Raw genomic sequence first — 25,991 nt, forward strand, 5'->3', positions numbered from 1 at the left:
TACACGGAAAAGTACTACACAGAAGTACTACGTAGATGATGCTTTAACGGCTTTCTGAGAGTGCGCCTTCGCCCAGCCAAAGTCTTCCAGAATACAGTACAGACAAGGCACGACAAACAAAACCAAAATCGTTGAACTGACCATACCAAATACGATACTGGTAGCGAGCGGAATCAAAACCTGAGCCTGAAGACTGCTCTCAAACAACAGCGGTGTCATTCCCGCTACCGTAGTCAGCGACGTGAGCAACACCGCCCGATAACGGTCATGACTGGCTTTGGCCGCGGCTTCATGCACACTCATACCCGAACGGATTCGGCGTTTCACAAACTCGACCAGCAATATCGAGTCATTCACCACCACTCCGGCCAGTGACACAAATCCCAAAAGAGAAGGCATTGTCAAATCCAGCCCCAACAACCAGTGCCCCCAGATGACACCAATCAAAGCCAGTGGAATATTCACCATGACCATAAACGGCTCCACGTAGGAACGGAACTGGAAGCTCAGCAGCAGAAAGATCCCTAACATGCCCAGCAAGAAGGCCACTTTCATCGAACCCTGGGTTTCTGCACCCTCGGCTACCTCACCTTTAAAGCTGATACTCAGATCAGGATATTTTGTTCGAAGATCAGGCATAAAGCGGGCTTCAACATCACGCAAAACTTCGCCGGTATTATTCAGGCGGCGATCAATATCCCCCAACACCGTCAGCGTTCTCTGGCCATCAATACGGTGAATTCGTGAATAACTTCGAGTGGGGACCACCTCTGCCACTTGAGATAACGGGATTGTCGCACCTGTGCCGGGATGGATAATGGGAAAATTATCGAAATCTGCCAGGTTCGCTTTCGCCCCTTCCGATAACGTCACGACAAGATCGAAGGACTCCAGCCCGACATAGGTTTCAAGTACTGAAACACCCTGAAATGCAGCCCGCAACTGGGCACCAATCGTTTCTGCATTCACTCCCAGACTATATGCCCCTTCTGTGAGATGAAGCGTAAACTCCGGTTTACCGGGCCGCAAATCGGCTAAAAGGTTCGATACGCCAGGATACCCATTTAGCCAGCGTTGCAGATCATGTGCAGCTTGGGCCAACTGGTCCAGATTGTCACCTTGAATCTGAATTTCAATTGCACGGCCTGCAGGGCCAATCGTTGGCTCTTTGATCACAATACTCCAAGGCCCTCTTATCTGCTGGGCTTTCGCCAGCCAGGCACGCTGTAATTCCACCATGGAAAAGTTCCGCAGCTCTGCGGTCAAAAGATCCACACTGATTGTGGCAACATGGGGGCCCGTTTCAAAGGCATCAATATTTTGTCCATACTGCACAGTAATTGCCTTTAGAACAGGCTCTCCCTGACGGCTCTCCAAAGGTTTAGCAACGCTGCGCAAATCATCAACCAGCTGCTGAATAACTGCATCGGTTCGCTGTAATGACGTCCCGGTGGGCATGATTAAACGGGCTTGCAGAATATCCCCCTCAACATTGGGAAACGGCGAAAACTTTACAACACCGGAGAGCAAGAGGCTGACCGAGATAATCAATAACCCCATCACGCCCCCCACAAATCCATATCTAATTCTGATCAAACGAGCCACCCATCGATCCAGCATAACGCGGGAGCGCTCGAATCGCGCATCAAACCAAACTCTGAAAGCCCCCTCCGAACCACGGGCACGATGACTAAGCGAATGAAACAGGTGATTGGGAAGAATGAAAAAGGCCTCAATTAACGAAACCGTTATCACTGAAATCAGAACTATCGGGATAACCACCAGTATCTGGCCAATATCCCCCTTCAATGCAAGCAACCCGGTAAAAACACACAAGGTTGTGAGAAAAGAAGAAAATACGCCTTGGGCCACCTGCATGGTTCCGTCAATAACGGCATCCAGTGGTTCTTTACCCAACTTGAGTTGACTGCCAATACTTTCGCTGATGACGATGGCGTCGTCCATTAAAATACCCAACGCCAACAGTAATGCCACCAATGACAGCATATTGATCGTGACACCCAAGTGACTCAAAACGAACGCGCTTGCCAGGAACGAGACAGGTAATCCCATTACCACCCAAAATGCATATCGGGTCCCAAAGAACAGCCACATCACCAGGAATACCAGCACCAACCCCTGCCAGGCATTGGTACCCAGCATATTGATGCGGTCCTGGATGATGCTGGTAAAGTCCTGCGTGAGTTCCAGTTTAACTTGTGGCGGCAAACGTGCTTGCTCGGCATCGAGGAATACTTTGACCTCATCCAGAATATTGAGGCTGTCATCCCGGGAGTTTTTAAGTACAGTTAAAAAAGCTGCGGGTTGTCCATTGAATGAAACCTGATCTTCTTCGACCTCAAACCCCTGTTCAATGATGGCAATATCACGGAGTCGAACTTCTGCGCCTCGAGCGCCCCGAATGACAATCAAATCGCCCAGCGTAGCGATACTGCGCTTTTCATCATTGAGACGGATTTGATACTCCTTGTCTGCTACCGTCAAATCACCGGCGGGCATATCAACATTCTGTTGCCCGATAATTCTGGCGATATCCTGTAAACTCAAACCAAATTGGCGTAAATTATAATGCGGCACCTTGATCGATAATCTACGATCGCTGAACCCTTTTATTTCAACCAAAGGCACGTTGGTCTCTCTCAACATCCTCTGCTTCACAGCCTCAGCGAGTGTTTTTAGCTCAGTCCGCGGCAAATCTGCCATGAGCGCAAGCGTAACCACATTTTGGGTTCGTCCCAGTTCCTCGATGACGGGGAGCTCACTGGATTCCGGAAAATTGTTTATCGCGTCCACTGCACTTTTGACATCATCCAGGAACTGCGGAAAGCTTCCGTCCCCCTGCATTTCAAGCGTCATTACACCGATGGAATGACGCGCTTCACAACGGGTTTCCAGAATAAAGCTAATACCGTCGACAGCATCCTCAAGAGGCTTGCAAACCCCGGATTCGACATCACCGGGCGTCGCGCCTTTGTATGGAACAGAAACACGCACCTCGTTCTGAGCGATCTCCGGAAAGGTTTCCCGTTGTATGTTGGGCAGGGACATGAGTCCCAGTGCCAGAAACAGCACCATGAGCAAGTTACCCGCAGTAGGGTGCCCGGCAAAAAACCTGATCATTTTGCTGCCCTCAGTAACGGGCTCTTGGCTTCATTTCTGGCTCTTACCCAGAGATCAACTTCGGATGCTGCTGCACTATCTGTCCAAGTGGCAACCTCCATCCCGTTAATGGCGGGGAAAACGTCGGTAGTGATCACCCGATCCCCTGCTTGCAAGCCCTCCTCAACGAGCAACATATCCCCCTGATAATGGCCCTCGACAATCTGACGTTTCAACCGTCCGTCAGTATCGGCAACATAAACCGTGTTTTCATGCAGCACAGCACGGGGAATGACGATCGCATCAAGCGGTTTGCCGCGGAGTGAAACCTGAGCATACATCCCTGTCAGTAGTGGCGGCCGAATACCTGGACGGATGTCACGGTAGGGATTTTTAACCGCCACCATGACCGTCAGCGTGCGTGACTTTGAATCCAGTGTGTTACTGATTCGCTCGACCTCTCCAGACCAACGGGCTTGCTCCATATCCACCAGTTGTACTGTGGCAGACAACCCGAATGCACTCATGATTGAGGCATTTGCATCCGGCTGCTGACGCAGCCAATATTCGAGATTCTCTCCCATGGCCGGAGCCCCATGATCACGAGTTTTATCTGCGGGAACAGAAAATCCGCGAGAAAGAAGACCGAAGGGCTCAAGGGGAATACTCGCCATCACCAGAACCTTATCCATATTTTGAATCGCAAAGAGCGGTGTTCCCTGATTCACAAACTGGCCGGTTTCCGTAAACAGATTATCAACACGTGCAGAAAAGGGTAACTGCCATTCGGTTCGCGCCAAGTTGCGCTGCTGAACGTCGACTTCAGTCTGACTGATGAGAATTTGCGCCTGTTGCAACTCAATCTGAACCGGGAGTGTTTTGACCTGATTATCATAATTGGCTACCTCCTGCTCCAACTGCAGAAACGCTTGTTTTTGGGCATCATAAGTCGATTTGGCAATCGACCCCTGTTTCAGCAGCTTTTCATTTCGTACCAGCTCTTTTTGGCTCAAGCTCATCTTTTCCTGGGCCAGTGTTAATGATCGACTTGCATTTTCAAGGGATAGGGTTTTCTCGCGCAGTACCGCTTCACTTTTAACCAGATTTGCCTGGGCTTGTTTCAGTGCCAGCTGATAATCCATCGCATCGATACGGAGCACCTGTGTGCCTTCTTTCAGGATCGCCCCTTTTCTGAGTTCAGGGTGGGTATACTCAACTTTACCCGCCAATTCCGACTTAACTTCGAGATAAACATCCGGCTGAACTTCGCCAAAGCCGATAATCTCCGGCACAACCGAATAGTTTTGCACAGTAATTACGCCCACAGACACGGGAGCACTCTGAAGATCCTGATGTTGCGGTATCTCACAGGAGGAAATCAGCAATACAGCAGCAATGACACCAATGCCCAGCGCAAGAACAAAGAACCATTTTGATGCGTATCTGCTTGGTGAAAAATCGGTCATACACCCGCTCCTTTGACAAAAATTTGATACAAGTGATCCGCCCAGGCATCGCTGGCGACAAGACTATCGTCAATGTCCCAGGCATATTGCCTGACCGGGCGGGTGATGAAGGGTGTGATTAAAAGACTAACCAGTGAAAATGCAGTGAGTTTCGGGTCCAGTTTCGGATCCAGCACGCCTTGCCGTTGCTGCGCTTCAATAAAAACAGGTAATACAGTAGCCATTCGCTTCGGCAGGACTTCAACCAGGCGCTCTTGTAAATCAGTGTCGGACTCGAGAATATCATCCGTCATCAACCTGAGAATCGGCGCAGCACTCTGAAACACTCGCAAAGCAGTTTTGATAAAGGCCCTGATCGGCTCCTCCGAGGACAAAGCCGCCATTATCGAACCAAGATTGCGGGCCGCAAAGCGCTCAAGCAACGCAATGAACAAACCTTCCTTGTTACCGAAGTAGTAACTCACCATTGCAGATTTCGAGTCCGCAACCCGGGCGATATCCCGAATCGTAATACTACGGTAGCTTTTACTGCGTAACAGTTCGAACGCCGCATCCATTAGTTTGTCTTTTCGTTGCTGCTGCTCAAGAGGATCCGTGGGCCGGCCTCGCACTGAACTTAATTTAGCCATTTATTTAATCACTCGATTAATTTAATCAAATGATAAATTAATACCCGAATGCGGTGCAAGAAAATGTTGTCAAAGAATGTCGTTAACAAATAAAGCTAAAGGCCAGCAACTGAACCCCGATCAGGCTTTAGTCAGCGTGAACTCAACAACATAAAGAGAGGGTGACTCAGTGACAGTCAGTAATTCATCATGAGCATTGAGCACTTCGCTTACGATATCCAGACCAAACCCGACTGAATCATAGGTTCGACTCCACTCCGCAGAGCTGTTGACACGCTCCTGATCAATGCTGTTTTCCACTTTCACTCGATACCGTGACGGATCTTTTTCGGAAAAAAGTGCAAGCTTTACCTCACCCGAACGCGGGGAATATTTTATGGCGTTAATCAGGAGGTTGGTCAGACTCTGATGGATACGATTAACATCACACAGGACAGTAACATTGGCCTCGATTTCAAGATTGAACCTGATATCTTCTTCATGAGCAAAATGATGCACCGACTCAATTGCTTCAGTTATGAGCTCGCGCAGATCTGCGGACGACTTGTCCAGCGTAATTTTGCCTGTGCTTAACGCCGCGTTTTCAAGAATCGTTGTCACCAATTCCAATGCGGTTTCTGCAGAATCCGAAATGCGATGGATGATCGCTTGCATTCGCTCCTCTTTTACACCATCCCGTTTTCCCAGCTTCGCCAGGCCAATAATGGCACCAAGCGGATTACGCAAGTCGTGGGCAACATACCCTACAAACCGTTTAATTTTTTCATTCAAACGAATAAGTTTCTCTTCCTTGCTCCGGAGCAGGATATACGCACCGATCGAATTCGCCATCAACGTAACCAAATCACGCTCATGCTCAGAGAATCCTCTGCCGCGCGCTTGAGTAGATGTAAAATTGAACGTACCAAAGAGCTGATCTTCGACAAAAATCGGTGCAGACAAATACGCTTCCAGTTGCAGATTCTGGTAAACAGGATGACATTTCATATACTCCAGCTTTCCGACTTCCGGGAATCCGATGACTTGATGACTCTTGGCAACTTCCCGGCAATAGGTGTCTTCCAACGGGAAGATTTGCCCCTTATGCAATACGTCAAGTGGGCTCACGACATCACAGACTTCATAGCTTCCATCTACAGTAATCTTGCTCACGATGCCCGTTTCCAGGCCAAACACATCAATACCCGCTTCAATATAAGCCCGGATAAGTGCATCAAAATCAGCAAACTTATTCGCGGTCAGTAAGTGAATGCGGGTCAAATTACCCAGCATCGCCCGAAGTTGTTCTATCTCCGGCACGGTTGAATCCATATCGATAAAATCTTTGTCAGCTACAAAACGCGGATAAGTCATGGGTGGCGGGCTCGCTAACTGAAATGGCAAAAAGCAAAGAACGATGTCTTAAAACATATTGGCTCAAAAAGTACAGACTGTCTAAACGGTAGAGAGCCACCTTTTGAAAAGTAATATTTCGAAAAGTATAGACGGTAATTCTGCAATAGCCGCGATGTAAACATTGACTCACATAATTATAATCATTATCGTTTGCACCTTTATTATTGTTTGAGGTTAGCGCTATGGGAAAATTGAATCGCCGCGCACTGTTTTTACTCCATGGCTGGTTTTCACTACCGATCTGGATTCTGTTCAGTTTCATTTGTATAACCGGCACAATCGCTGTATTCAGTCATGAATTCACCTGGCTAACCAACAGCAATGCACGTGCAGATAACCCTGCGGACTTGCCTGCCAAGCCCATACCCGAACTGATAGAGATCGTGCAACGGGAAATACCGGAGAGCAATATTTCACGAGTATTTATCCTGGAATCCTATCTCGTATCTGCGGTCAGTTTCAGTACGCCCGACAAGCCCAATGCCCTTGCCTATATCAATCCCTATACCGGGGTAATTCAGGAAATCAATCAGGGCATTACCTTCATCACCTTCATGCGCTCTCTCCATGGCTGGCTCCTGTTCCCATGGCATCATAGTTACAGCTGGGGCTATTATCTGGTCTCGGCCATGTCCATCGTGGTGCTTGGCGCACTCATCACGGGACTGTTGATCTATAAACGATTCTGGCACGCATTTACCCGGCCCAGAATACGTTGGAACAAAGGCACTCGTATCATGCTGGGTGATCTGCACCGTTTGGGTGGAGTATGGTCAATCTGGTTTTTGCTGGTTATGGGAGTTACCGGAGGCTGGTACCTGACTCAGGCGTTACTCTGGCACAACGAAGTAGAGGTATGGCAGCATCCAGATCCTGCGCCTCTCGGCGACCTTCCTCAATCAAAAGGCGAGCGGCCTGATTTCATTTCACCGGAACAAGCGCTCGAAATAGCCCGAAATAACCTGCCAGATGTGCGAACAACACTATTCTCCTATCCTGAACACAATCGAGACTATTACAGCATCTCCGGCCAGGGCTCAAATCCATTCTATGACAACTACAGCAGCAAGATTTTCATCAATCCCTGGAACGGTTCGATTGCACAAACCCGAACCCCTGAAACCATGAATACGCTGCAGACACTAACGCACATCGCTGATCCGCTTCACTATGGCACTATCGCGGGGCTCGTCACGAAAACCATTTGGTTTTTCTTTGGGCTTGTACTCAGCGGTATGTCCATTTCGGGGTTCCTGATCTGGAGCAAACGCACTCTGAAACCAGCAAAAAGTAAAACGGCAATCACAGATTCACGCCGTCCCGAAGTCCTTCCCCCGGCTACCCCCGATACAACACCTTTGGAGACCTTCCGATGACAGCAAAACTGAATTCACGAAAAAAGCGTCGGAGCTGGCCCTATAAAATCAACGGCTTGTTAATTATTGCTCCGGTTTATTTTTTATACACCGCGCTCAACCCGGAATTCCCCGATGAGTGGGCCGAAAAAACCGTGGGCCCGGTTACCGTCACCCCGCGCCCGGCAGACCTGAACCCGCCGTATCCCCACGAAGGCCAGCTGCAAAAAGACTTCAGTCTGAAGTTCTGCACCGGTTGCAGCGATCAATTCTCCACAGCACATCTCAGTGTGGGCGCGAGGCCCGCACCGATGAATGCCCATCTTGACGGCATCATTCATGGCCATGGAGACAACTTACATGTACATGCCCCCTACCCTCACATACTCCGGCCAAATGATCGCCTGTGGCTTACGCTCAAAACCTGGGATGGAAAAACCTATCATACAGACTGGCCTATACCGCCCTATTGAGGTAGCCTGCAAGCCTGTCAAAAATATCAGGTAAACAGACTTGGGAGGCGATGACGCTCATGGGTGGGGCATTAAATGTATACGCCGGTGCTGAAGCACTGCAGCACATTCGGAACCAGGGGTTAGTAGCTGATGACATCGCAATGGTACTTGGCGCATCTAGTGGCCCTAAGTGGTTGGTGCTCCATGGCATTGACCAGTACCTTCTCGGCGATTTCTTTCAAGCTCGGAAAAAACCGTTACACCTGCTAGGGACATCTGCTGGTGCCTGGCGTATGGCATGCTACGCGCAACAAGACGCAATTGCTGCCCACAACCGGCTCACAGAAGCCTATCTGGGGCAACGTTACGCAAAACGCCCTACCATGTCGGAAATACAAGCAACCTGTCGCGATATGGTGGAACAGTTTATCGGTACGCAGGGCGCGCAGGAGATTCTCGATCACCCCTACGCACGCATGCATTTGATTACGACGCAGTGCCACGGCGCAACACGGGTTCCCCACCGATACAGCCAGGCCCTGGTTTACCTGATTACTGCATTGTTAAATGCGTTACATCGAAAAACGCTCAACCTGCAATTCACTCGCGTCGTCGTGCATCATCCCCAAAGCAAACCACCCCTTAAAACCACACCGGATATACGCACCCGGCATCATCCCCTGACCGCAGAAAAACTGCTGGACTCGGTACTTTCAACCGGATGTATCCCGGTCATCATTGAAGGGGTGAAAGATGTCGCCGGTCCTGGTATTTTTCAGGATGGTGGCATCACCGACTATGGCTTTGATCTCCCCTTCCTGCCAGATGACGGCTTTGTCCTCTACCCTCACTTTGCCCAACGACCGGTACCGGGGTGGTTCGACAAATCCCTCTCCTGGCGCAAACCCAAACACACGCACTACAGCAAAACCATTCTGGTCGTCCCCTCCCCGGAATTCATCGCCCGCCTGCCCTACGGCAAAATTCCAGACCGCAAAGACTTTTCGAATATGGACGACAACACACGCATCAAATACTGGAAAACAGTCATCGCCGAAACACAACGATTCGGGGACGAACTGGCAACGTTAAACTGGCAGGAACGAGTTCGGCCACTTCCGTGGTGATACAAATGGATTTCCCGTCTAAAATTAAATCAAATAAGCAACAATGGTATTCAGCGTTCATCCTGAGTACCCTGATAGCCCCCAATTAAGTCAGCCCAACCTTTTCACGGAACCTGCCACGATGGATTACGTACAAGCAAAAGAATATTGCCTGAATAAACCCGCAGCCCGGGAAGATCATCCTTTTGGACCGGAGGTTACGGTTTTCAAGGTGAAAGAGAAGATGTTTGGCACCCTTTCCGAGAATGAGGGGGTTGGCCAGATGAATTTGAAATGTGATCCGCAACAGGCTCTGATGTTACGGGATATTTTTGAATCGGTTATGCCGGGATACCACATGAATAAAAAACACTGGAACACAGTGATTCTGGATGGCTCAATTCCTATAGGCGAGTTACAACGGATGATCGACCACTCCTATACTCTGGTCGTAAAAGGCTTGAAAAAAACGGAACGCCAGGCACTGGAGTTGAGGTTTCCGGCAAAAGAGCTCTACCTGGATTAGATAACCGATAAAACAGGAACTTAAATGCATGGATAGCAGGGTCGCTCATGAATCGATACGCGCCCTGCCAATATCGATCAAGCCCTCAACAGTGCTTTTACCAGCCGCTCGGACAGTTGATCCTCAGTAAATTGGGGTTCGTTTGGTGGGTATAAATCATCTTCTGTAAATTGAAAGCCATTGTCTCTCGCCAAAGCAAACAACTCCTTTAACTTTTGGCAGGCTTTCAGCTCCTCCGCAACCTCGGGTGTCGCTTTAGCTTTTAGTGAAAATGCTTTTATGTTATCGACAGACATGAATTATCGCCTCCTGTTCTGAAACAGTGATTAACAAATTGGAAGCTTGGTTAATAGCAATTCGCTTGCCAAAGCAACATAAGCAATAAAATCATATAGTTATTGGTTGTAAAAATAAGTCGTGTTATGACAATTACTACGTATCAAATGTCATATGTCAGATTTATAACATGACGTATCGGTTACACTCGTTCACAGGCCCCACAACAATCAACATTAGCAATCGACATTAACAATCGTAAATGTGCAGAGTCGGTGCCTGTTGACGTTATGCCACTTAGTACGGACATTTTGGGTAATTTTATAATATCCTGTGTAAAACTATTCTGAGAGCATCACTCATTATGACTATACGCGCCTCTATCAAACGCTTTTTCAATGCGATGCTTAACTTGCGCCACTTTGAGCTCAGCAATATCGACTTTAACCAAATCGATGTTTGGGTTCGCCGGGGTCTGATATCGTCTGCTGCGCTGTTTGGCATACTGCAATACGTTTACCCCCAAATCGAACTGCTGCATGCCATATTTATCGTTAGCATGGCCGGCATTGTGGGCTACTTTACCAACTACATGGCGATCAAAATGCTATTCCAGCCAAAGCAGGGTCAGGTATTGGGCTGGCGGGGACTGGTGCCGAAAAACAAGGAGCAGATTGCCCGAAGCCTTGCAGAAAGCGTGCAGACTCAGCTGCTTTCACCGGATATTATTCTGGACTATATCAAACAAAATGATTTGATCACGAAAGGGATAGATGGCTTAACCGTATGGCTTGATGACAACCTGCAAAATCCGACGGTTCGCAAAGCGATTACCGAGCGCGTTGTGGACATTTTAAAAAGCCAGGGGCCCGAACTGGTGTCCAAGGCATTTGATCTATCGGAAGACTCACTGAAGAAACTTGCAGAGCGACCTGCGGTCATGGAACAGGTCTGGCAGTGGGCCCGGGACAGTTTAGTCTCCCACCTGAATGACACGGAAAACCGAAAACAATTGGCCGTGCTGCTGAGACGTTTGTTCCTGACGGAATTGCCCGAGCTGGCGCATGCTCTGGATGACGCTCTGGAAGAATACCTGAAACGCAAACATGCCGTGGGTACGTTAGGCTTGAGCGTCAAGCGAATTGCCTCGTTCAATGAAGCTGCCATTGAGGATCTCCTGCTGCGTTTTGTGAGTGATCCGGATACTTTAGATCAGCTTATGGGTATGATGGATGTGGCAATTGAGCGTTTACGCACAAAACTTGAAAGCGACGAGACCCGCCAATTGGTACTTGATAACGTCGAAGCCTGGATCACCTGGAGTACCGACAAAGCCCGTGATGGTTTGCTACCGGATATTATAACCCGCCTCGAAGCCTTTCTGGACGAAAAAGATAACTGGCAGTACATCGACCGCTTCTGCATCGATTCCATGACTTGGGGAAAAAACCGCCTGCTTGGATTCGTGCAGTCCGATTCAGGACAACGTTATTTCAAGCAACAGATTTCAGCCCTCATCCACAAACTTAATGTCACCCATTTAGTGGAAAAACAGGTCATGGGGCTGGATACCGATGAGCTGGAAAAACTCATCCTGGACAACACCGGTGGTAATCTGGTTGCGATACAAGTTCTCGGGGGCGCACTGGGTGTGATAGCCGGTTTAGTTCAGGTGCATATTGCCTTTGCTTTGCCCGTTGCGGGCCTGATTGGAATTGTCTGGATCGGCGCGTGGCGTAATCGGCGCAGGTTTCAATAACACCTTAAACTCAACCAGGCAATACCAGGGTGCTCGTGAGCGCGCGCTTGAGAATCACAGGAACTTGCGCTTACGGCCCCGAAAAACACGGTCTCCCGTCCTTCCCCTTAGATCTGCATTATGGCTGCTAATCACACCTGGAATCTGTCCTGACATTCGTAATTCTGCACCCTCATCATCGAACCCACAAACACTAACAATATTGACAATCATTATCATTAATAATATTGTTCGCGACCTTACTGACCGGCAATTCCTGATTTGCCGACGAAATCGATTCGCACAGGGTGTTTGATATGTACCAGATTAATAGATTATCAAGAGCGATAATGGCATTCTCAGTGGCCACGACCACAGCCGTTGCAGATGAAGTGGAGAATGTCCCGCAGGAAGAGTTGATAATCACGGCAAGCCGGACTAATACCCCTGTGACGGCAATTCCGAATACCGTAAAAGTCATTGATCGGGATGCGCTGGAAAAACAACTGGCAGTAAGCACCAGCTTGCTGGATGGCCTGAGTTTTTCGGTGCCCGCACTCACCCCCGCACACCAGAAATTAAGCAGCAACGGCGTCACTTTACGAGGCCGTACACCGCTCTATATGACCGACAGTATTCCGCAATCCACTCCCCTTCGGAACGGTCAACGCAGCGCATTCACCATTGACCCGGCTTTCATTGACCGAGTTGAAGTCATTCACGGCGCGAATGCCATACAGGGCGTTGGCGCCACCGGTGGCGTAATTAACTATGTCACCATTGATGCCCCGGAAAACGGCGAGTGGCTAAAAAAAGTGAGTGTTGAACTCACTACCGATGACTTCGAACGCGATGGCTATCACTACAAAGCAGCCGGAGTCATCGGCAAGTCATTCACGAATACCGATTTTGTTCTGGGTACAACTTATCAACTCGAAGACCTCTACTATGATGCAGAGGGCCGCGCCATTGCACCGGATCCGATACAGGGTGACTTGATGGACAGTGAAGCGGTGAGCGTTTTCACCAAGTTGGGCTGGTACATCAGCGATACCCAACGAGTAGAATTACTCGGCAACTACTTTGACCTGAATGGTGACGGAGATTATCGTGTGGTTCCGGGCGATGTGGCACGGGGTAAACCCGCGACGGCCGAAGCGGGCGAGATTGACGGCGACCCAACCTACAATGACGCCAGCAATCTATCCCTCACTTACACACACGACGATGTCTATCAGGGCCAACTCACCCTGCAAACATTCTACTACGACTTTTACGCACTCTACGGTGGTGGAACCTTTGGCTCGTTTCAAGATGAACAAATCGCGCCGGCTGGCGAACTTTTCGATCAGTCCGCACTGAGCTCCGAAAAATACGGTGCCAAAATCACCTACGTCCGCGACAATACCTTTTGGGAAGGTCTTCAGATTACCACAGGTCTGGACTATCTGAACGACACAACACAGCAGGAACTGGTTCAAACGGGAAGAACCTGGGTACCTGAAATGACCTACAGTGGCTGGGCGCCCTTTTTACAATTGTCACAACGTTTGATGTCTAACCGCGTACACATCTCTGCAGGTATCCGCTATGAAAATGTTGAACTGGATGTGCCAGACTTCACCACTATTGCCGGTGCGAACAATACCTTTGTAAAGGGCAGCACACCGAGTTTTGAAGAGCTGCTGGGCAATGTGGGTGTCGTTTTCAACATCACGGACCAACTTACCGCATTCGCCTCCTACTCTGAAGGCTTTGAGATGCCGGATGCCGGTCTGATTTTGCGCGCGGTCAATACCCCTGATCTCACCGTTGATGATCTGGTCGATCTTCAGCCCATTATTGCCGACAACACTGAAATCGGCCTGAATTACCACTACCAGGGTCTTGATCTCTCTCTCAACTATTTCTGGTCTGATTCCGACTTCGGTTCACGGATTCAGGTCGTCGACGGGGTTGGCCACATTACCCGTCAAAAAACAGAAATCGAAGGACTGGAAATCAGTGCCAACTATCACTTTGACAACGGCATCTCGACCGGAGCAGCATATAGCAAACTGGAAGGCCGCTACGACAGTGACTCCGATGGCAGCATTGACAAAGATCTTGATGGCCGGAATATCGCACCAGACCGGGTAAACCTTTTCGTGGAAGGACCCGTTCTGGCAAACCTGAGCGCGCGATTGCAGTACTCTATTTTACTAGACCGTGAGTTTGATGGCGGACAACCCCAGCATGATTTTGACGGCTACCAGTTAGCCGATGCCGTTTTGTCTTATCAAACAGACACTTTCGGCGACTTTACCCTGGGAATCGAAAACCTGCTGGACGAACAATACATTACCTATTTTTCGCAAACCCTCACCTACGTCAACAACACCACTTACTTCGCCGGTCGTGGCCGAACGGTTACGGTGAAATGGGATTACGCGCTCTAAGCATAACGATAGATTGACCCCCTAGTAAGGCACACCAGCGCGTGTGCCTTTTTGCTTTTACTTTTGCTTTTGCTTTGAATATGTGGCCTATGCTAAGAATACTTTTTACCGGACATAAGTATGCCGGGCTAATGCTTGGCCTGCTGCTTAGCCTTACAGGGCTGAGCGGCAGCATCCTGGTTTTTGACCATGCTCTGGATGAACTGCTTACACCCGAACTGTACGGAATAGGCGACCCGCAGACGGCCAGTCTTCAAAAAGCACTGGAAGCCGCACACAATGCTGTCCCTGAGGGGGCAGTCGCCACCCGGATTGATCTGGCACGACAACCCGGATCACCCCATACGATTAAATTCACGGCGCCAGCACCGGAAAACAGCCGACTTGAGGTCAGCACTGATCCAGGTACGGCAGAAGTGCTGGTGATACGAGAGTGGGGACACTATCCTCTTACTTGGATATATCGGTTTCACTATACGTTGTTGAGCGGAAAAACAGGAAAAACCGTCGTCGGTGTTTTTGGCTTTGTTTTGCTGTTCTTTTGCATTAGCGGGATTGTACTCTGGTGGCCAAGAAAAAACCGGAGAGCAAAAAAAGATCTGAGGTCCGGCAACGAGCACTGGAAACGAGCCCTGACGATTAGCCATAAGTTCGGCCCAGTTCGTTTTGTTCGTGACTTACACCGGGTTATCGGAGTTCTGGCAACCCCCATACTCATGGTGTGTGCACTCACCGGCATCGCCATGGTCTTTTCCGGCCCGGTCAAAACCATAGTTGGCACCTTTACCACAATCCATGACCAGCCCGATTACCAAGTAGTACCTGACGGACAGCACTTGCCTCTTGATCCACTAATGCGGGACATTCAAAAGCAATGGCCTGATGCACAGATAAAACGAATATTTCTTCCCAAGGATCGCAATGACAGCCTAAGAATTAATGTCAACTTCGCAGGAGAAAGCTGGACCAATCACGCTGCCAGCTCAATTTGGGTCGACCCGTATCGGGGTGAAATACTCGGTGTACGCGATGCCCGGCGACTTCCGGCAGGTGACACCATATTGTCTTGGGTCTTTCCACTGCACAATGCAGATGCACTTGGGATGACGGCACGCGGGTTGTGGCTCGTCACGGGCACCATTCCAGCCTTGCTATTTATCTCGGGCATTTATCTCTGGATGAAGAAACGAAATCGCCTGTTACGGAAAGCTATTCGCGAAACATAATTTCATCTTCAAACCGTTGAATATAGTGAACCATCCAGCAGCGCTCATCGAGTCGTCCTGTAGACGATTCATTCCATCTATGTAGTCATAACAACTTAACTTCCATCCCCCTTACGATGATCGTGAATAAATTCACTCGGGGAAAGGTTAAACCACTTTTTAAACGCGTGGGAGAAGTTACTCTGATCTCGATATCCCAATTGCGCGGCAATCACCTGTACACTGGCATCCGACGCAGTCAAAAGCTGTGCAGCCTGTTTTTTGCGCACCTCCGTTAGCAGCGCGGAGTAACTGACCCCCTGCTGAGCCAATCGACGTTTAAGGGTGCTCTTCGATACGTGGAGGTATTCAGCAGCCTTGGCTTGCTCCCAAATCCCGTCATGCACCATCAGCTTGCAAACCATATCCGAAATTGAACGGGTTTCGTTGAGCGTCGCGAGCTCTTTTTCGCAGGCCCTTTTCGCCACGATGTACTCTATTGGGTCGGCAAACAGGCTTCGAGAATCCAGGAAAGACTTCTCGACAATGAGGCAATTAGTTGGCTGGCTAAACGACCAATGGCCCCGAACATCAGGGACAATCAGGTCAAAATCAACTGGTTTTTCGAAGGTTACCCTCATATTACAAACAGGATTCAGGCCCGTCACAGCAATCATCAAACGCCGTATGGCCGCAAAGCAGTAAAACAGAATAATTTGATCCAGAAAGCGGCTGCCGCTGGAGATGTCGATGAACAAATAACCCGCAGACTCCGATTCCCTAAACAGAATAGACACCACATTACTCTGCAACGCAATAAATCTGGACGACTCCAAAGATTCACGAATATTGGGCGAGGTCATGAACACTAAACTCAAGTTGCCTTGAGATGTCAGCCGAACCATATCGCCAAACTGATAGGCCAAGACGGGTCGGGAAATCGCGTTGTTTTTGGGAACAAGCTCATTCAGCCACTTTAGCGGGAAGCGAAAATCCGGTTCTTGCAGGCTTTCCAAGGATAAGCCCTTGGTTTGCAGAAAGACCTGCATCCTGTTTTCACTGTCTTCACGTAGAAAACCGGAAGCAAAAGCCTGTAACAAGTAACGACCAGGAATTGTTGGTTCTCGCACCTGACACCCCCTCTTGAGCTCAATTCACAAATAGTCGAGCTTTTGTAACATAGCAGAACGAACACTTTAGCTCCATTATTAAATGGTACATTCAAAGATGTCATAAATTTCACAGGAGCTCGTGATGAAGGCGCAGGAAAAAATACAACAACGCCCACGTTTAACCGGCGCATCGGTCGGAATCCCGCCGCGACATCTAAATTTCAAGATGCCGGATAACAAGACAAAATACCTTGTCACGAACAATGCAACGGCAACGATGTTTCTAGTCATGCTTTCGGCCTTTTTCCCTCCCGGTGAGCGCTTCTTCGTCGAGTCTGTGCGTCACTTCCGATCAAGAGCCAAGGACCCTGCACTTAAAGCAGCCATAGCGGGTTTTATCGGTCAGGAAGCGATACACAGCCGGGAACATGAGCGCCTCAATAAATTCCTGACTGAGCGAGGGTTTGATACGACGTTTCCCGAGAAAGCCGTTGCAGGTGGGCTGTGGTTACTGGAAAAGCTCTCCCCTCGACAAAAGCTGGCCTGTACCACTGTAATGGAACACTTTACCGCCCTGCTTTCGGAAGCACTCCTGGAAGACGAAGCCCTCGCAAGTCTATTTGATCCGGAGTTTCTGAGCATCTGGCAATGGCATGCACTGGAAGAACTGGAACACAAAGCAGTCGCCTATGATCTTCAGGAGCTCGTTGGGAATGACAAAAAATTGCGCCTGCAAGCATCCTACTTTGTCGCTGGAGCCTTACTCCCGCCAGTCATGATCAGTTGGCTGTATTTGATTGCACGAGAAGGGAAACTCACGGACAGGAAAGATCTCAGTACCGGGTTACAATTGCTTTTAGGAAAACAAGGCATCGTACGCCGGATCATACCTAAACTTCCGATCTACGCTGCACGGCGTTTTCACCCGAATAAACATGATACTACGAAACTGGAAAATACCTGGCGGGAAAAGCTATTTGGAGATCAAGGCTCGCTTTTATCGAGTTGGCGAAATCAACCCGAAGTAGATATTTAACCTACTAGAAACACGACACTTTCAAATTGTGCAAAGTATTTCCAACCCGAGAGTTGTATTGGTCTATATCGTATGAATTAGAGAGTGCTTTTTACCGATATCAATTACTTTATCAACATGTGAAATCGTAGTGGTTCGATGCGCAATGATGATAATGGTTAGTTTACCTTGTAATTGGGCCAAAGCTTTTTGTATTTTTTGTTCATTCTGATGATCTAGCGCACTGGTTGCTTCATCCAGAATCAACAATTGGGGTTTTGCAATAATCGCCCGGGCTATCGCCAAGCGTTGCCGCTCACCGCCGGATAATCGAATTCCCCTATCGCCAATAATCGTATCCAAACCATCAGGGAGCAAGGCAATAAACTCATCCGCCGCGGCTAATCTCAGGGCTTGCCATAACTCATCATCAGTCAGCTGCTTTTTTGTAACCCAGGTCAGATTAGCTCTAATGGTATCGTGGAACAAATAAACCTCTTGGGTGACATAAGCGATAGACTTACGCCAGGCCAGAATATTGGACTGATCGATTTCAACGTTATCACAATACACGTGCCCACTCGTGGCCTCGAACAGCCCCGCGATTATATCCGCCAATGTCGACTTACCCGCACCGGAATGCCCCACCAGAGCAACCGTTTCGTTTTTTTTGATTTCCAGAAAAAGGTTCTGGAATACAAAGGCCGATTTATTCGGATAGCGGTAAGCTACACCGTGAAGCTTGATGGCACGTTCAAAGGTTGGCGGTGCTGAAAGCTCCCCTGGGCTTTCACGCTCAGATTCGCACTGCTCCAACATATCAGATACATCTTTGAATGCCGGAACCTTGTGCAGGAGCTGTTGATAGGTTTTCTGCAGACCTGCTATTTGCGGTAAGAGGCGTGCGAAAATAACAAGTAGTAGAAAAATAGTAGCAAGCGGAATAGCAAAAAACATTTGGGCCGTATAAAAAAACAGACTAAACCCCACTCCTGCAGCCACCATGTACACCCACTGAGTCTTGGCACTCGTGCGGGCAAGCTGGGTTTGTTGGGCTTCCAGCATTGCACTGGCGGTTTGCATTTGATCAGCATAATACGACTCGCTCGCATAACTCTTGATCATTTTCAGGCTGCCCAACTGTTCCGTCAGCATTTGAAATATTTGTTTGTAACTCATCAGCTGATACTGTCCCGAGCCATAGATGATGCGATTTAATGGCAGCAACAGTACCAACAGGACTGCTGCAAATAATACTGCCAACAACGTGATCTTCCAGGACAATAACATGGCCAGGCTAACCATCACCAATGTAAGAACAGACTGGCTTAAAAAAGACAACATCAGGTGAGATGAATGGCCGATTGTTTGCACCTGCCCCGATAAGCTGTGAGTGAAGTCAGACATTTTGTTCTGAATAATGTATTGCCAACGACTGTGCAGCAGACTCCGGTATAATCGATCACGCAAAAAACCAATATAGGCTTGCTGGATAGAAACGCCCATAACGGCTAACTTGTAACGCAACGTGGCCAAAAAACACACGATGGCGATGTAGCAAATCAACACCCCTTCGAGATTATCAACGCCGAATGCAGAAAGTATTTGTCCGGCAATCCCGGCGATACTACTGGATGCAGCACTACCCGTTTCGAACCCCACAACGTCTAACAGCGGAATGATTAACAACAAACCGATGCCTGCGGTTAAGCCTTGCATCAGCATCAGCCCGAAGATCAGCAGTTGTAATCGAGGTGCAAACTTGAAAAAAGAGGTAAATGATCGCCAGAGAATTAAAGTGTTTTTGAGATGCATGCCGCTTCTGACTTCAGGGATGAGTAAGTTGTTAAAATACCGAAGGAACTGTGCCCTGCCCGCCCCGTGATCACTGAAGACCCGACACTTAACCAAGCATGGGCTTTCATCGGTTCATCGACATCTTTGGTCATTTTTGCACCAAGGTGCATAACGTAATCCACGCGATAATACCAAAGAAGTGTTCTTGCCATAATGGCTTGAACAAGACACTTGGACTGCCATGGTGTATAGCGGGAGGCCATCTCAACGATTTGCCCTATTCGTTTCGCAAGTTCCTGCTCTTGAATAGAAGCAATTGTTAAAAACTGGATATTCTGATGATGCTCCCCAAGATACGGCGCTACCTTCCGAAAAGGTATCAGGAGAATAATTGCACGAACAATACCACTGTATGGATACAGCAATAGTAGCCAAACTTTGTCTCGTAATGACAAACCATAGAACGTTTTTATTTTTCTAGAAGTTCTGCTATTTAGATGCATGTTTCAAAACGCTACCAAAGTACAGGCATAAAACATAATAAGTAAGCTCCTGATTTCTATATTGCTATTTGCTTATCATAGACTGAAAATCTGGCGACTTAAACTTCAATTAAAAGTAGGGTATTTTAATTTCAGAGTACCGTGACCAAAATACAGATATCACGGTACTCTATAAAGAATAGTACTAGCTTGGCTACAGACCCGGGAAAACTTCAGATTAGGATCTAACGCTAATACTCAGGCATCTGGATTTACGACAATAATTCACAACAATCATTTTATAACTTTCCATTGGATCTGACCGACGCTCTCGCGCAGGTCGCCCAAACATATCCTGCACGTATCAGAAAAGCACGATTTTAGTTCTGCACAATCACGCATATATTTTTGATCAGAAACTACGGAGAACAGATCAAGCTTTCAAAAAACCGATTTGAGAGAAACAGTGCCGGACGAGACAAAGAGATATCATAGAAGAAGGAGAGAGTAGAAAATTGGTCGGGACGGCAGGATTTGAACCTGCGACCACTTGCACCCCATACAAGTGCGCTACCAGGCTGCGCTACGCCCCGAACTTTTGATCGCATTTTAGGAAGAACTCCTCAAAACGGATGCGCATCATACATCAGATGACTGGAGAAATAAACTATTGGACTCGATTTTTTTACTTTCGAATGTGCTTTGGAAACAGCTACCGAAGGTCCAATCGACACCTTGAGTTCTGAAAGTCGAGCTCTAGGGTCTGCACATTCGTGAAGCTCCTAATTGAAACTCTAATCGGCTCAATACTCGAATAAAGATTCATCCGTGTTCAGTGTATCGGCGAACTAAACGACGAAAGACTCTTTAATTGAGAACCCGATGTCTACTCTGTATGATTCAGAACAGCAAGAACCTCTTCCAGTTCTACAATCATCTGACGAATCAGCTGCTTGTACTGACTTGAGTCTTCTTTTGCTTCAGAACTACTCAACTTTTGTTTCGCACCACCAATGGTGTAGCCTTGGTCATACAGCAGACTGCGAATCTGTCGAATAGTCAACACGTCCTGTCTTTGGTAATAACGACGATTGCCTCGTCGCTTAACCGGTGCCAGTTGCGGAAACTCCTGCTCCCAGTAACGGAGCACATGTGCTTTTACGCTACAGAGATCACTCACTTCACCAATGGTAAAATACCGTTTTCCAGGAATCGGTGGCAGTTCATCATTATGACTGGGTTCCAGCATACGCTTCTACTTTCGCTTTTAATTTTTGTCCTGGTCGAAAAGTAACAACACGACGGGCAGTAATCGGAATCTCCTCCCCCGTTTTAGGATTCCGGCCCGGCCTTTGTTTTTTGTCCCGTAGGTCAAAATTACCAAAGCCGGACAACTTAACCTGTTCGTTGTGACTCAGCGCGTTACGAATTTCATCAAAAAAGGCTTCAACCAATTCTTTAGCCTCACGTTTGTTCAAACCGACTTCTTCATACAAACGTTCTGCCATTTCGGCTTTCGTCAAAGCCCCCATACCGTCAACTCCTCAATGTTGCATCTAAACGATCTGACAGCACTTTGATCACTTGATCAAAGGTTTCAGTGATTTCTTCGTCGTTAAGGGTTCGTGTCGGATGCTGCCAAGTGATACCAATTGCCAGACTCTTCTTACCAGAACCAATATTGTCACCCTGATAAACATCGAACAATCGAATACCGGTTAGCAATTCTCCGGCGTTTTCGGCAATTAGTGACTCTACTGTCGCATATTGCACATCTGTATTAACTATAATAGCCAAATCTCGCCGAACTTCAGGAAATTTCGAAAACTCTTTGAATTTTGGCAGCTTACCCTCGACGATTTCATCTAAGCATAGCTCAAATAAATAGACTGGGCCATTTAAATCCAATGATTTTTGCACACTTGGATGCAAAGCACCCAAAAATCCGACTGTTTTATCATTCTTGCGGATTTCAGCGCATTGCCCTGGGTGCAAAGCAGGATTCTCACCTTTGATGAATTCAAACCCACCACCCAATTTACGGAACAATACTTCCAAATCCGACTTCGCATCGAAGAAATCGTAAGGCCCTTTGCTATTACACCAGTTTTCTACTTCTCGCTGACCACATAATAATCCAGCCAGTTTGTCGGTCTGAACAATTTCTCCAGCTACACGTTCGAAACTCAATCCGGTTTCAAACAACTTCATTCTGGGTTGCTGTCTTTTCTGATTGTAGCTCAATGTTTTTAGCAAACCAGCCCAAAGTGACGTACGCATATGCGACATGTCGCTGGATATTGGGTTCGCAAGCGGTATACTTTCTTTTTGTGGTGTCAAACGCCCTTGTACAACAGGATCAACAAAACTATACGTCACCACTTCCTGATAACCCGTTGCGATGAGTTGATCTGCAATAACTTCTACGGCTGTGACACGCTCTGGGCTCTCTCTAAGCGCAAGACTGCCAACAGGATTAGTAACCGGTAAGTTGTTGTAACCATAAACTCGACCAATTTCTTCAACAAGATCCACTTCGATGGAAATATCAAAACGGTAGGATGGGACACACACTTTCCAACCGTCTTTGGTCAACTTTTCGATTTGCAGCCCCAGTCGCGTCAAGATTTCTTCGACTTCCTGCTTTTTGATGCGTGTTCCCAATAATCGCTCCACTTTATCATGGCGCAATTCCACCAGATCTTTGCGTGGCAAATCGGCCTTGGAAGCAATTTCCTGAATTTCTGCGGGCTGGCCACCCACAATTTCCAGCAGCAGTGCCGTCGCTCGGTCAACGGCTCGTCGTTGGAGTTGATAATCTACTCCACGCTCAAAACGATGTGACGAATCCGTGTGCAAGCCATAACTACGAGCACGCCCGGCTATCGCCAAAGGATCAAAATAGGCACTTTCCAGGAGTATATCCTTGGTGTTTTCGTTCACACCAGAGCCTTCTCCTCCCATAATACCTGCCATTGCGAGTGCTTTTTTGTGATCCGCAATAACCAGGGTATCTGAGTTCAATTCAACTTCCTGGCCGTCAAGCAATACCAACTTTTCGCCCTGTTCCGCCATGCGAACAACAATTCCACCCTCTAACAGGTTTAAGTCAAACGCGTGCATTGGCTGACCTAACTCAAGCATGACGTAGTTGGTAACATCAACAACTGGATCAATACTTCGCACACCACACCGTCTCAGTTTTTCCTGAAGCCAAAGGGGGCTTTCAGCAGAGACATTGACGTTGCGAATGATACGCCCAATATAGCGAGGACATGCCGCAGGTGCTTTCACATCAATATCAAAAGACTCTTGCAGCTGCGCCTCGACCGGCGCAATCTCCGGAGTAGACAAATGCATTTGATTCAATACAGAAACTTCTCGCGCCAAACCGGCAATTGACAGACAGTCACTACGATTAGGCGTTAAATCGACTTCAATGATACGATCATTCAGTTTCAAGTAGTCACGAAAATCAACACCAACAGGTGCATCTGCATTCAGCTCCATCAGGCCATCTGAAGACTCCGCCATCCCCAGCTCACTGTCGGCACACAACATGCCGCAGGATTCAACCCCCCGAAGTTTGGCTTTCTTGATCTTGAAGTTTCCAGGTAATTCTGCACCAATCTTGGCGAAAGGAACTTTCAATCCCTCACGGACATTCGGAGCCCCACATACGACCTGAAATTGCTCACTCCCGTCTGAAACCCTGCAAACACTCAGTTTGTCTGCATCAGGATGCCGCTCGACTGACTCAACCAAGCCAACAACCACGCCTTGAAATTCAGCAGCAACTTGCTCAACTCCATCAACTTCAAGCCCAGCCATGGTGATCTGGTGAACCAATTCCTGTGTATTGATCTCAGGGTTTACCCACTCTCGTAGCCATTGTTCACTGAATTTCATTTTCTGTCCGTCTATTCTGTATTTAACAAATCTATCGATTACTATGTCTGATTTGCCCTGCTACTTATCGATACATATAAAGTAGCAAAATATAATTTAGGCGTGGTTTCTCACTGACGCTGACTAACGATTTCACACCAACTTATCAGCTAATACCGGGTATACCTTAAAACTGGCGTAAAAATTTCAAATCGTTATCAAAAAACATACGCAGGTCATTTACACCATAACGTAACATTGCCAGACGCTCTACACCAAGACCAAATGCAAAACCGGTATATTGTTCCGGATCCACTCCGGCCGCCTCAAACACCTTGGGGTGCACCATGCCACAGCCCATAACTTCGAGCCATTTGATCTCGCCATTTTCGTCCCGCCCCCACTCGATATCAACTTCAGCAGAGGGTTCTGTAAATGGAAAATAAGAAGGTCTGAACCGTACCGCAAGATCGCGCTCAAAAAACACTCTGAGAAATGCTTCTACTGTGCTTTTCAGGTCGGCAAAGCTTACATTTTTCTCGACCAATAACCCTTCCACCTGATGAAACATGGGCGTATGAGTTTGATCTGAGTCGCAACGGAATACACGCCCCGGACAAATCATACGGAACGGAGGTTCACCGGCTTTCATTGTGCGAATTTGAACCGGGGAAGTGTGTGTACGCAAAAGCGTTCCGGGATTGAAATAGAATGTATCGTGCATCGCTCGAGCCGGGTGATGCGACGGGATATTAAGCGCTTCGAAATTATGGTAATCGTCTTCTATCTCTGGCCCTTTCTCAACTGAGTAGCCAGCTTTGACGAAAAACGACTCGATCCTTCTCAAGGTTCGAGTAACAGGGTGAAGCCCCCCTAGATCAGATGCACGACCGGGTAATGTTACATCAACAGACTCTGCAGCCAGTTGCGCATTTAACGCTGCATCTTCCAAATTCTGTTTTTTGCTGGAAATGGCAGTATGGACCTGTTCCTTTGCCTCATTAATCTTGGCTCCCGCAGCAGGACGCTCTTCCGCGCTCAACTTGCCAAGGCTCTTCAGCAGACCGGTAATTTTACCTTTTTTACCCAGATAGCCAACTCGAACCTGATCCAGATCCTGAACGCTGTTAGCCCCGGTTACTGCGTCAAGCGCTTCGGCAATCAATTGTTCTAGGTTTTCCATTCACTTCGCTCCAAAAACAAAATAGGGGAAGGGTTTAACCCCCTTCCCCTAAATCGGTGTGACCATTTGGTCTTGATTTACAACTCGTTGAAAAGGGCTTTTTAGGCCAAGGCAGCTTTCGCCTTCTCTACAACGGCTGCAAATGCGTGCTGCTCGTTCATTGCCAGATCAGCAAGCACTTTACGGTCAATCTCGACGTTCGCTTTTTTCAAGCCTGCAATCAAACGGCTGTAAGACAGACCATTCAATCGAGCACCAGCGTTAATTCTGGCAATCCAAAGCGCACGGAATTGACGCTTACGCTGACGACGGTCACGGTATGCGTATTGCCCAGCTTTGATAACCGCTTGTTTCGCTACGCGAAACACTCGGCTACGAGCACCATAATAACCTTTAGCTTGTTTCAGTACTTTTTTGTGTCTACGACGTGCGTTTACACCACGTTTTACGCGAGGCATAGTTTAATCCTTCTGACTTTACATTTTAACTAGAATAAGACGTTTTAACTGGCTTGATTAAATAAGAACTGTTCAGGTCTTATTTAGCCAACATACGATCGATCAGTGGCACGTCTGCTGCAGCAACTTGCTTGCAACCACGCAACTGACGCTTACGCTTGGTCGACTTCTTGGTCAAAATGTGACTGGTGAAGGATTGCTTGTGCTTAAAACCATTCGCTGTTTTCTTAAAGCGTTTGGCTGCACCGCTTTTGGTTTTCATCTTAGGCATTGTATAAAACTCCGCATTCAATCATTTTTTAAATTCAACGTTTATTCAAGACAAAACAGCCCGCCGGAGGACAACA

Annotated in this window: 22 protein-coding genes and 1 tRNA gene; 8 read left to right on the forward strand and 15 right to left on the reverse strand. The window is 47.9% G+C overall.

Annotated elements, in window-relative coordinates:
• Nucleotides 1-27: 27 nt before the first annotated feature.
• The 4 genes from OLMES_RS20870 to OLMES_RS20885 all read right to left on the reverse strand — a co-directional run bounded on the left by OLMES_RS20870 (nt 28) and on the right by OLMES_RS20885 (nt 6,568).
• Complete coding sequence (locus tag OLMES_RS20870; RefSeq protein WP_087463046.1) at nt 28-3,141, reverse strand: efflux RND transporter permease subunit; 3,114 nt, start codon at nt 3,139-3,141, stop codon at nt 28-30.
• On the reverse strand, nt 3,138-4,586 hold the full coding sequence (locus OLMES_RS20875; RefSeq protein WP_087463047.1) for an efflux RND transporter periplasmic adaptor subunit: 1,449 nt from the start codon (nt 4,584-4,586) through the stop codon (nt 3,138-3,140). Before OLMES_RS20875 ends, OLMES_RS20870 begins: the two co-directional genes overlap by 4 nt.
• Nucleotides 4,583-5,215, reverse strand: a complete 633-nt coding sequence (locus OLMES_RS20880) for a TetR/AcrR family transcriptional regulator (RefSeq protein ID WP_087463048.1) — start codon at nt 5,213-5,215, stop codon at nt 4,583-4,585. Before OLMES_RS20880 ends, OLMES_RS20875 begins: the two co-directional genes overlap by 4 nt.
• Nucleotides 5,216-5,335: 120 nt before the next feature.
• Nucleotides 5,336-6,568, reverse strand: a complete 1,233-nt coding sequence (locus OLMES_RS20885; protein ID WP_087463049.1) for a GAF domain-containing sensor histidine kinase — start codon at nt 6,566-6,568, stop codon at nt 5,336-5,338.
• A 224-nt stretch (nt 6,569-6,792) separates the two neighbouring features.
• Here OLMES_RS20885 and OLMES_RS20890 point away from each other — a divergent pair, with 224 nt between their 5' ends.
• From OLMES_RS20890 to OLMES_RS20905, 4 genes are all read left to right on the forward strand, one after another.
• A complete protein-coding gene (locus tag OLMES_RS20890) occupies nt 6,793-7,986 on the forward strand; it encodes a PepSY-associated TM helix domain-containing protein (RefSeq protein WP_087463050.1) in 1,194 nt (397 codons plus the stop codon).
• Nucleotides 7,983-8,438 carry a hypothetical protein gene (locus OLMES_RS20895; RefSeq protein WP_087463051.1) on the forward strand — a complete coding sequence of 152 codons (456 nt, stop codon included), beginning with the start codon at nt 7,983-7,985 and terminating at the stop codon, nt 8,436-8,438. The genes OLMES_RS20890 and OLMES_RS20895 overlap by 4 nt, the downstream gene beginning before the upstream one ends.
• Nucleotides 8,439-8,497: 59 nt before the next feature.
• Nucleotides 8,498-9,547, forward strand: coding sequence for a patatin-like phospholipase family protein (locus tag OLMES_RS20900; protein ID WP_087463052.1), 1,050 nt, complete (start codon nt 8,498-8,500; stop codon nt 9,545-9,547).
• A 121-nt stretch (nt 9,548-9,668) separates the two neighbouring features.
• Complete coding sequence (locus tag OLMES_RS20905) at nt 9,669-10,052, forward strand: MmcQ/YjbR family DNA-binding protein (protein ID WP_087464598.1); 384 nt, start codon at nt 9,669-9,671, stop codon at nt 10,050-10,052.
• A 77-nt stretch (nt 10,053-10,129) separates the two neighbouring features.
• Here OLMES_RS20905 and OLMES_RS20910 read toward each other — a convergent pair whose 3' ends face one another.
• Entirely contained in the window at nt 10,130-10,348 is a 219-nt protein-coding gene (locus OLMES_RS20910) for a Nif11-like leader peptide family natural product precursor (protein WP_087463053.1), read from the reverse strand.
• Between the two features lie 344 nt (nt 10,349-10,692).
• On the opposite strand from OLMES_RS20910, the gene OLMES_RS20915 reads away from it, so the two are divergent.
• The 3 genes from OLMES_RS20915 to OLMES_RS20925 all read left to right on the forward strand — a co-directional run bounded on the left by OLMES_RS20915 (nt 10,693) and on the right by OLMES_RS20925 (nt 15,730).
• Complete coding sequence (locus OLMES_RS20915) at nt 10,693-12,087, forward strand: DUF445 family protein (RefSeq protein WP_087463054.1); 1,395 nt, start codon at nt 10,693-10,695, stop codon at nt 12,085-12,087.
• A 329-nt stretch (nt 12,088-12,416) separates the two neighbouring features.
• Nucleotides 12,417-14,504 carry a TonB-dependent receptor gene (locus tag OLMES_RS20920; RefSeq protein WP_198343067.1) on the forward strand — a complete coding sequence of 696 codons (2,088 nt, stop codon included), beginning with the start codon at nt 12,417-12,419 and terminating at the stop codon, nt 14,502-14,504.
• 89 nt (nt 14,505-14,593) lie between these two features.
• The gene (locus tag OLMES_RS20925; protein ID WP_157678432.1) at nt 14,594-15,730 is read left to right on the forward strand and encodes a PepSY-associated TM helix domain-containing protein; all 1,137 of its coding nucleotides are present in this window, start codon (nt 14,594-14,596) and stop codon (nt 15,728-15,730) included.
• Between the two features lie 95 nt (nt 15,731-15,825).
• On the opposite strand, the gene OLMES_RS20930 is transcribed toward OLMES_RS20925, so the two are convergent.
• On the reverse strand, nt 15,826-16,839 hold the full coding sequence (locus OLMES_RS20930; RefSeq protein WP_087463057.1) for an AraC family transcriptional regulator: 1,014 nt from the start codon (nt 16,837-16,839) through the stop codon (nt 15,826-15,828).
• Between the two features lie 124 nt (nt 16,840-16,963).
• Here OLMES_RS20930 and OLMES_RS20935 point away from each other — a divergent pair, with 124 nt between their 5' ends.
• Nucleotides 16,964-17,857, forward strand: coding sequence for a metal-dependent hydrolase (locus tag OLMES_RS20935; protein ID WP_087463058.1), 894 nt, complete (start codon nt 16,964-16,966; stop codon nt 17,855-17,857).
• Nucleotides 17,858-17,920: 63 nt separating this feature from the next.
• On the opposite strand, the gene OLMES_RS20940 is transcribed toward OLMES_RS20935, so the two are convergent.
• The 9 genes from OLMES_RS20940 to rpmI all read right to left on the reverse strand — a co-directional run bounded on the left by OLMES_RS20940 (nt 17,921) and on the right by rpmI (nt 25,915).
• A complete protein-coding gene (locus OLMES_RS20940; protein ID WP_087463059.1) occupies nt 17,921-19,651 on the reverse strand; it encodes an ABC transporter ATP-binding protein in 1,731 nt (576 codons plus the stop codon).
• Entirely contained in the window at nt 19,630-20,136 is a 507-nt protein-coding gene (locus tag OLMES_RS20945) for a lasso peptide biosynthesis B2 protein (RefSeq protein WP_087463060.1), read from the reverse strand. Before OLMES_RS20945 ends, OLMES_RS20940 begins: the two co-directional genes overlap by 22 nt.
• A 495-nt stretch (nt 20,137-20,631) precedes the next feature.
• Nucleotides 20,632-20,708 (reverse strand) — tRNA-Pro (locus OLMES_RS20950).
• A gap of 293 nt (nt 20,709-21,001) precedes the next feature.
• On the reverse strand, nt 21,002-21,364 hold the full coding sequence (locus OLMES_RS20955; protein ID WP_087463061.1) for a MerR family transcriptional regulator: 363 nt from the start codon (nt 21,362-21,364) through the stop codon (nt 21,002-21,004).
• Complete coding sequence (gene ihfA, locus OLMES_RS20960) at nt 21,345-21,647, reverse strand: integration host factor subunit alpha (RefSeq protein ID WP_087463062.1); 303 nt, start codon at nt 21,645-21,647, stop codon at nt 21,345-21,347. Before ihfA ends, OLMES_RS20955 begins: the two co-directional genes overlap by 20 nt.
• A 4-nt stretch (nt 21,648-21,651) precedes the next feature.
• Entirely contained in the window at nt 21,652-24,024 is a 2,373-nt protein-coding gene (pheT, locus tag OLMES_RS20965; protein WP_087463063.1) for a phenylalanine--tRNA ligase subunit beta, read from the reverse strand.
• A 166-nt stretch (nt 24,025-24,190) separates the two neighbouring features.
• A complete protein-coding gene (gene pheS / locus OLMES_RS20970; protein WP_087463064.1) occupies nt 24,191-25,186 on the reverse strand; it encodes a phenylalanine--tRNA ligase subunit alpha in 996 nt (331 codons plus the stop codon).
• A gap of 101 nt (nt 25,187-25,287) precedes the next feature.
• The gene (rplT, locus tag OLMES_RS20975) at nt 25,288-25,644 is read right to left on the reverse strand and encodes a 50S ribosomal protein L20 (protein ID WP_087463065.1); all 357 of its coding nucleotides are present in this window, start codon (nt 25,642-25,644) and stop codon (nt 25,288-25,290) included.
• A gap of 79 nt (nt 25,645-25,723) precedes the next feature.
• Nucleotides 25,724-25,915, reverse strand: a complete 192-nt coding sequence (gene rpmI, locus OLMES_RS20980) for a 50S ribosomal protein L35 (RefSeq protein ID WP_087463066.1) — start codon at nt 25,913-25,915, stop codon at nt 25,724-25,726.
• Nucleotides 25,916-25,991 lie beyond the last annotated feature (76 nt).

Origin of the sequence: Oleiphilus messinensis, from assembly GCF_002162375.1 — a bacterium.
Lineage (GTDB): Bacteria > Pseudomonadota > Gammaproteobacteria > Pseudomonadales > Oleiphilaceae > Oleiphilus > Oleiphilus messinensis.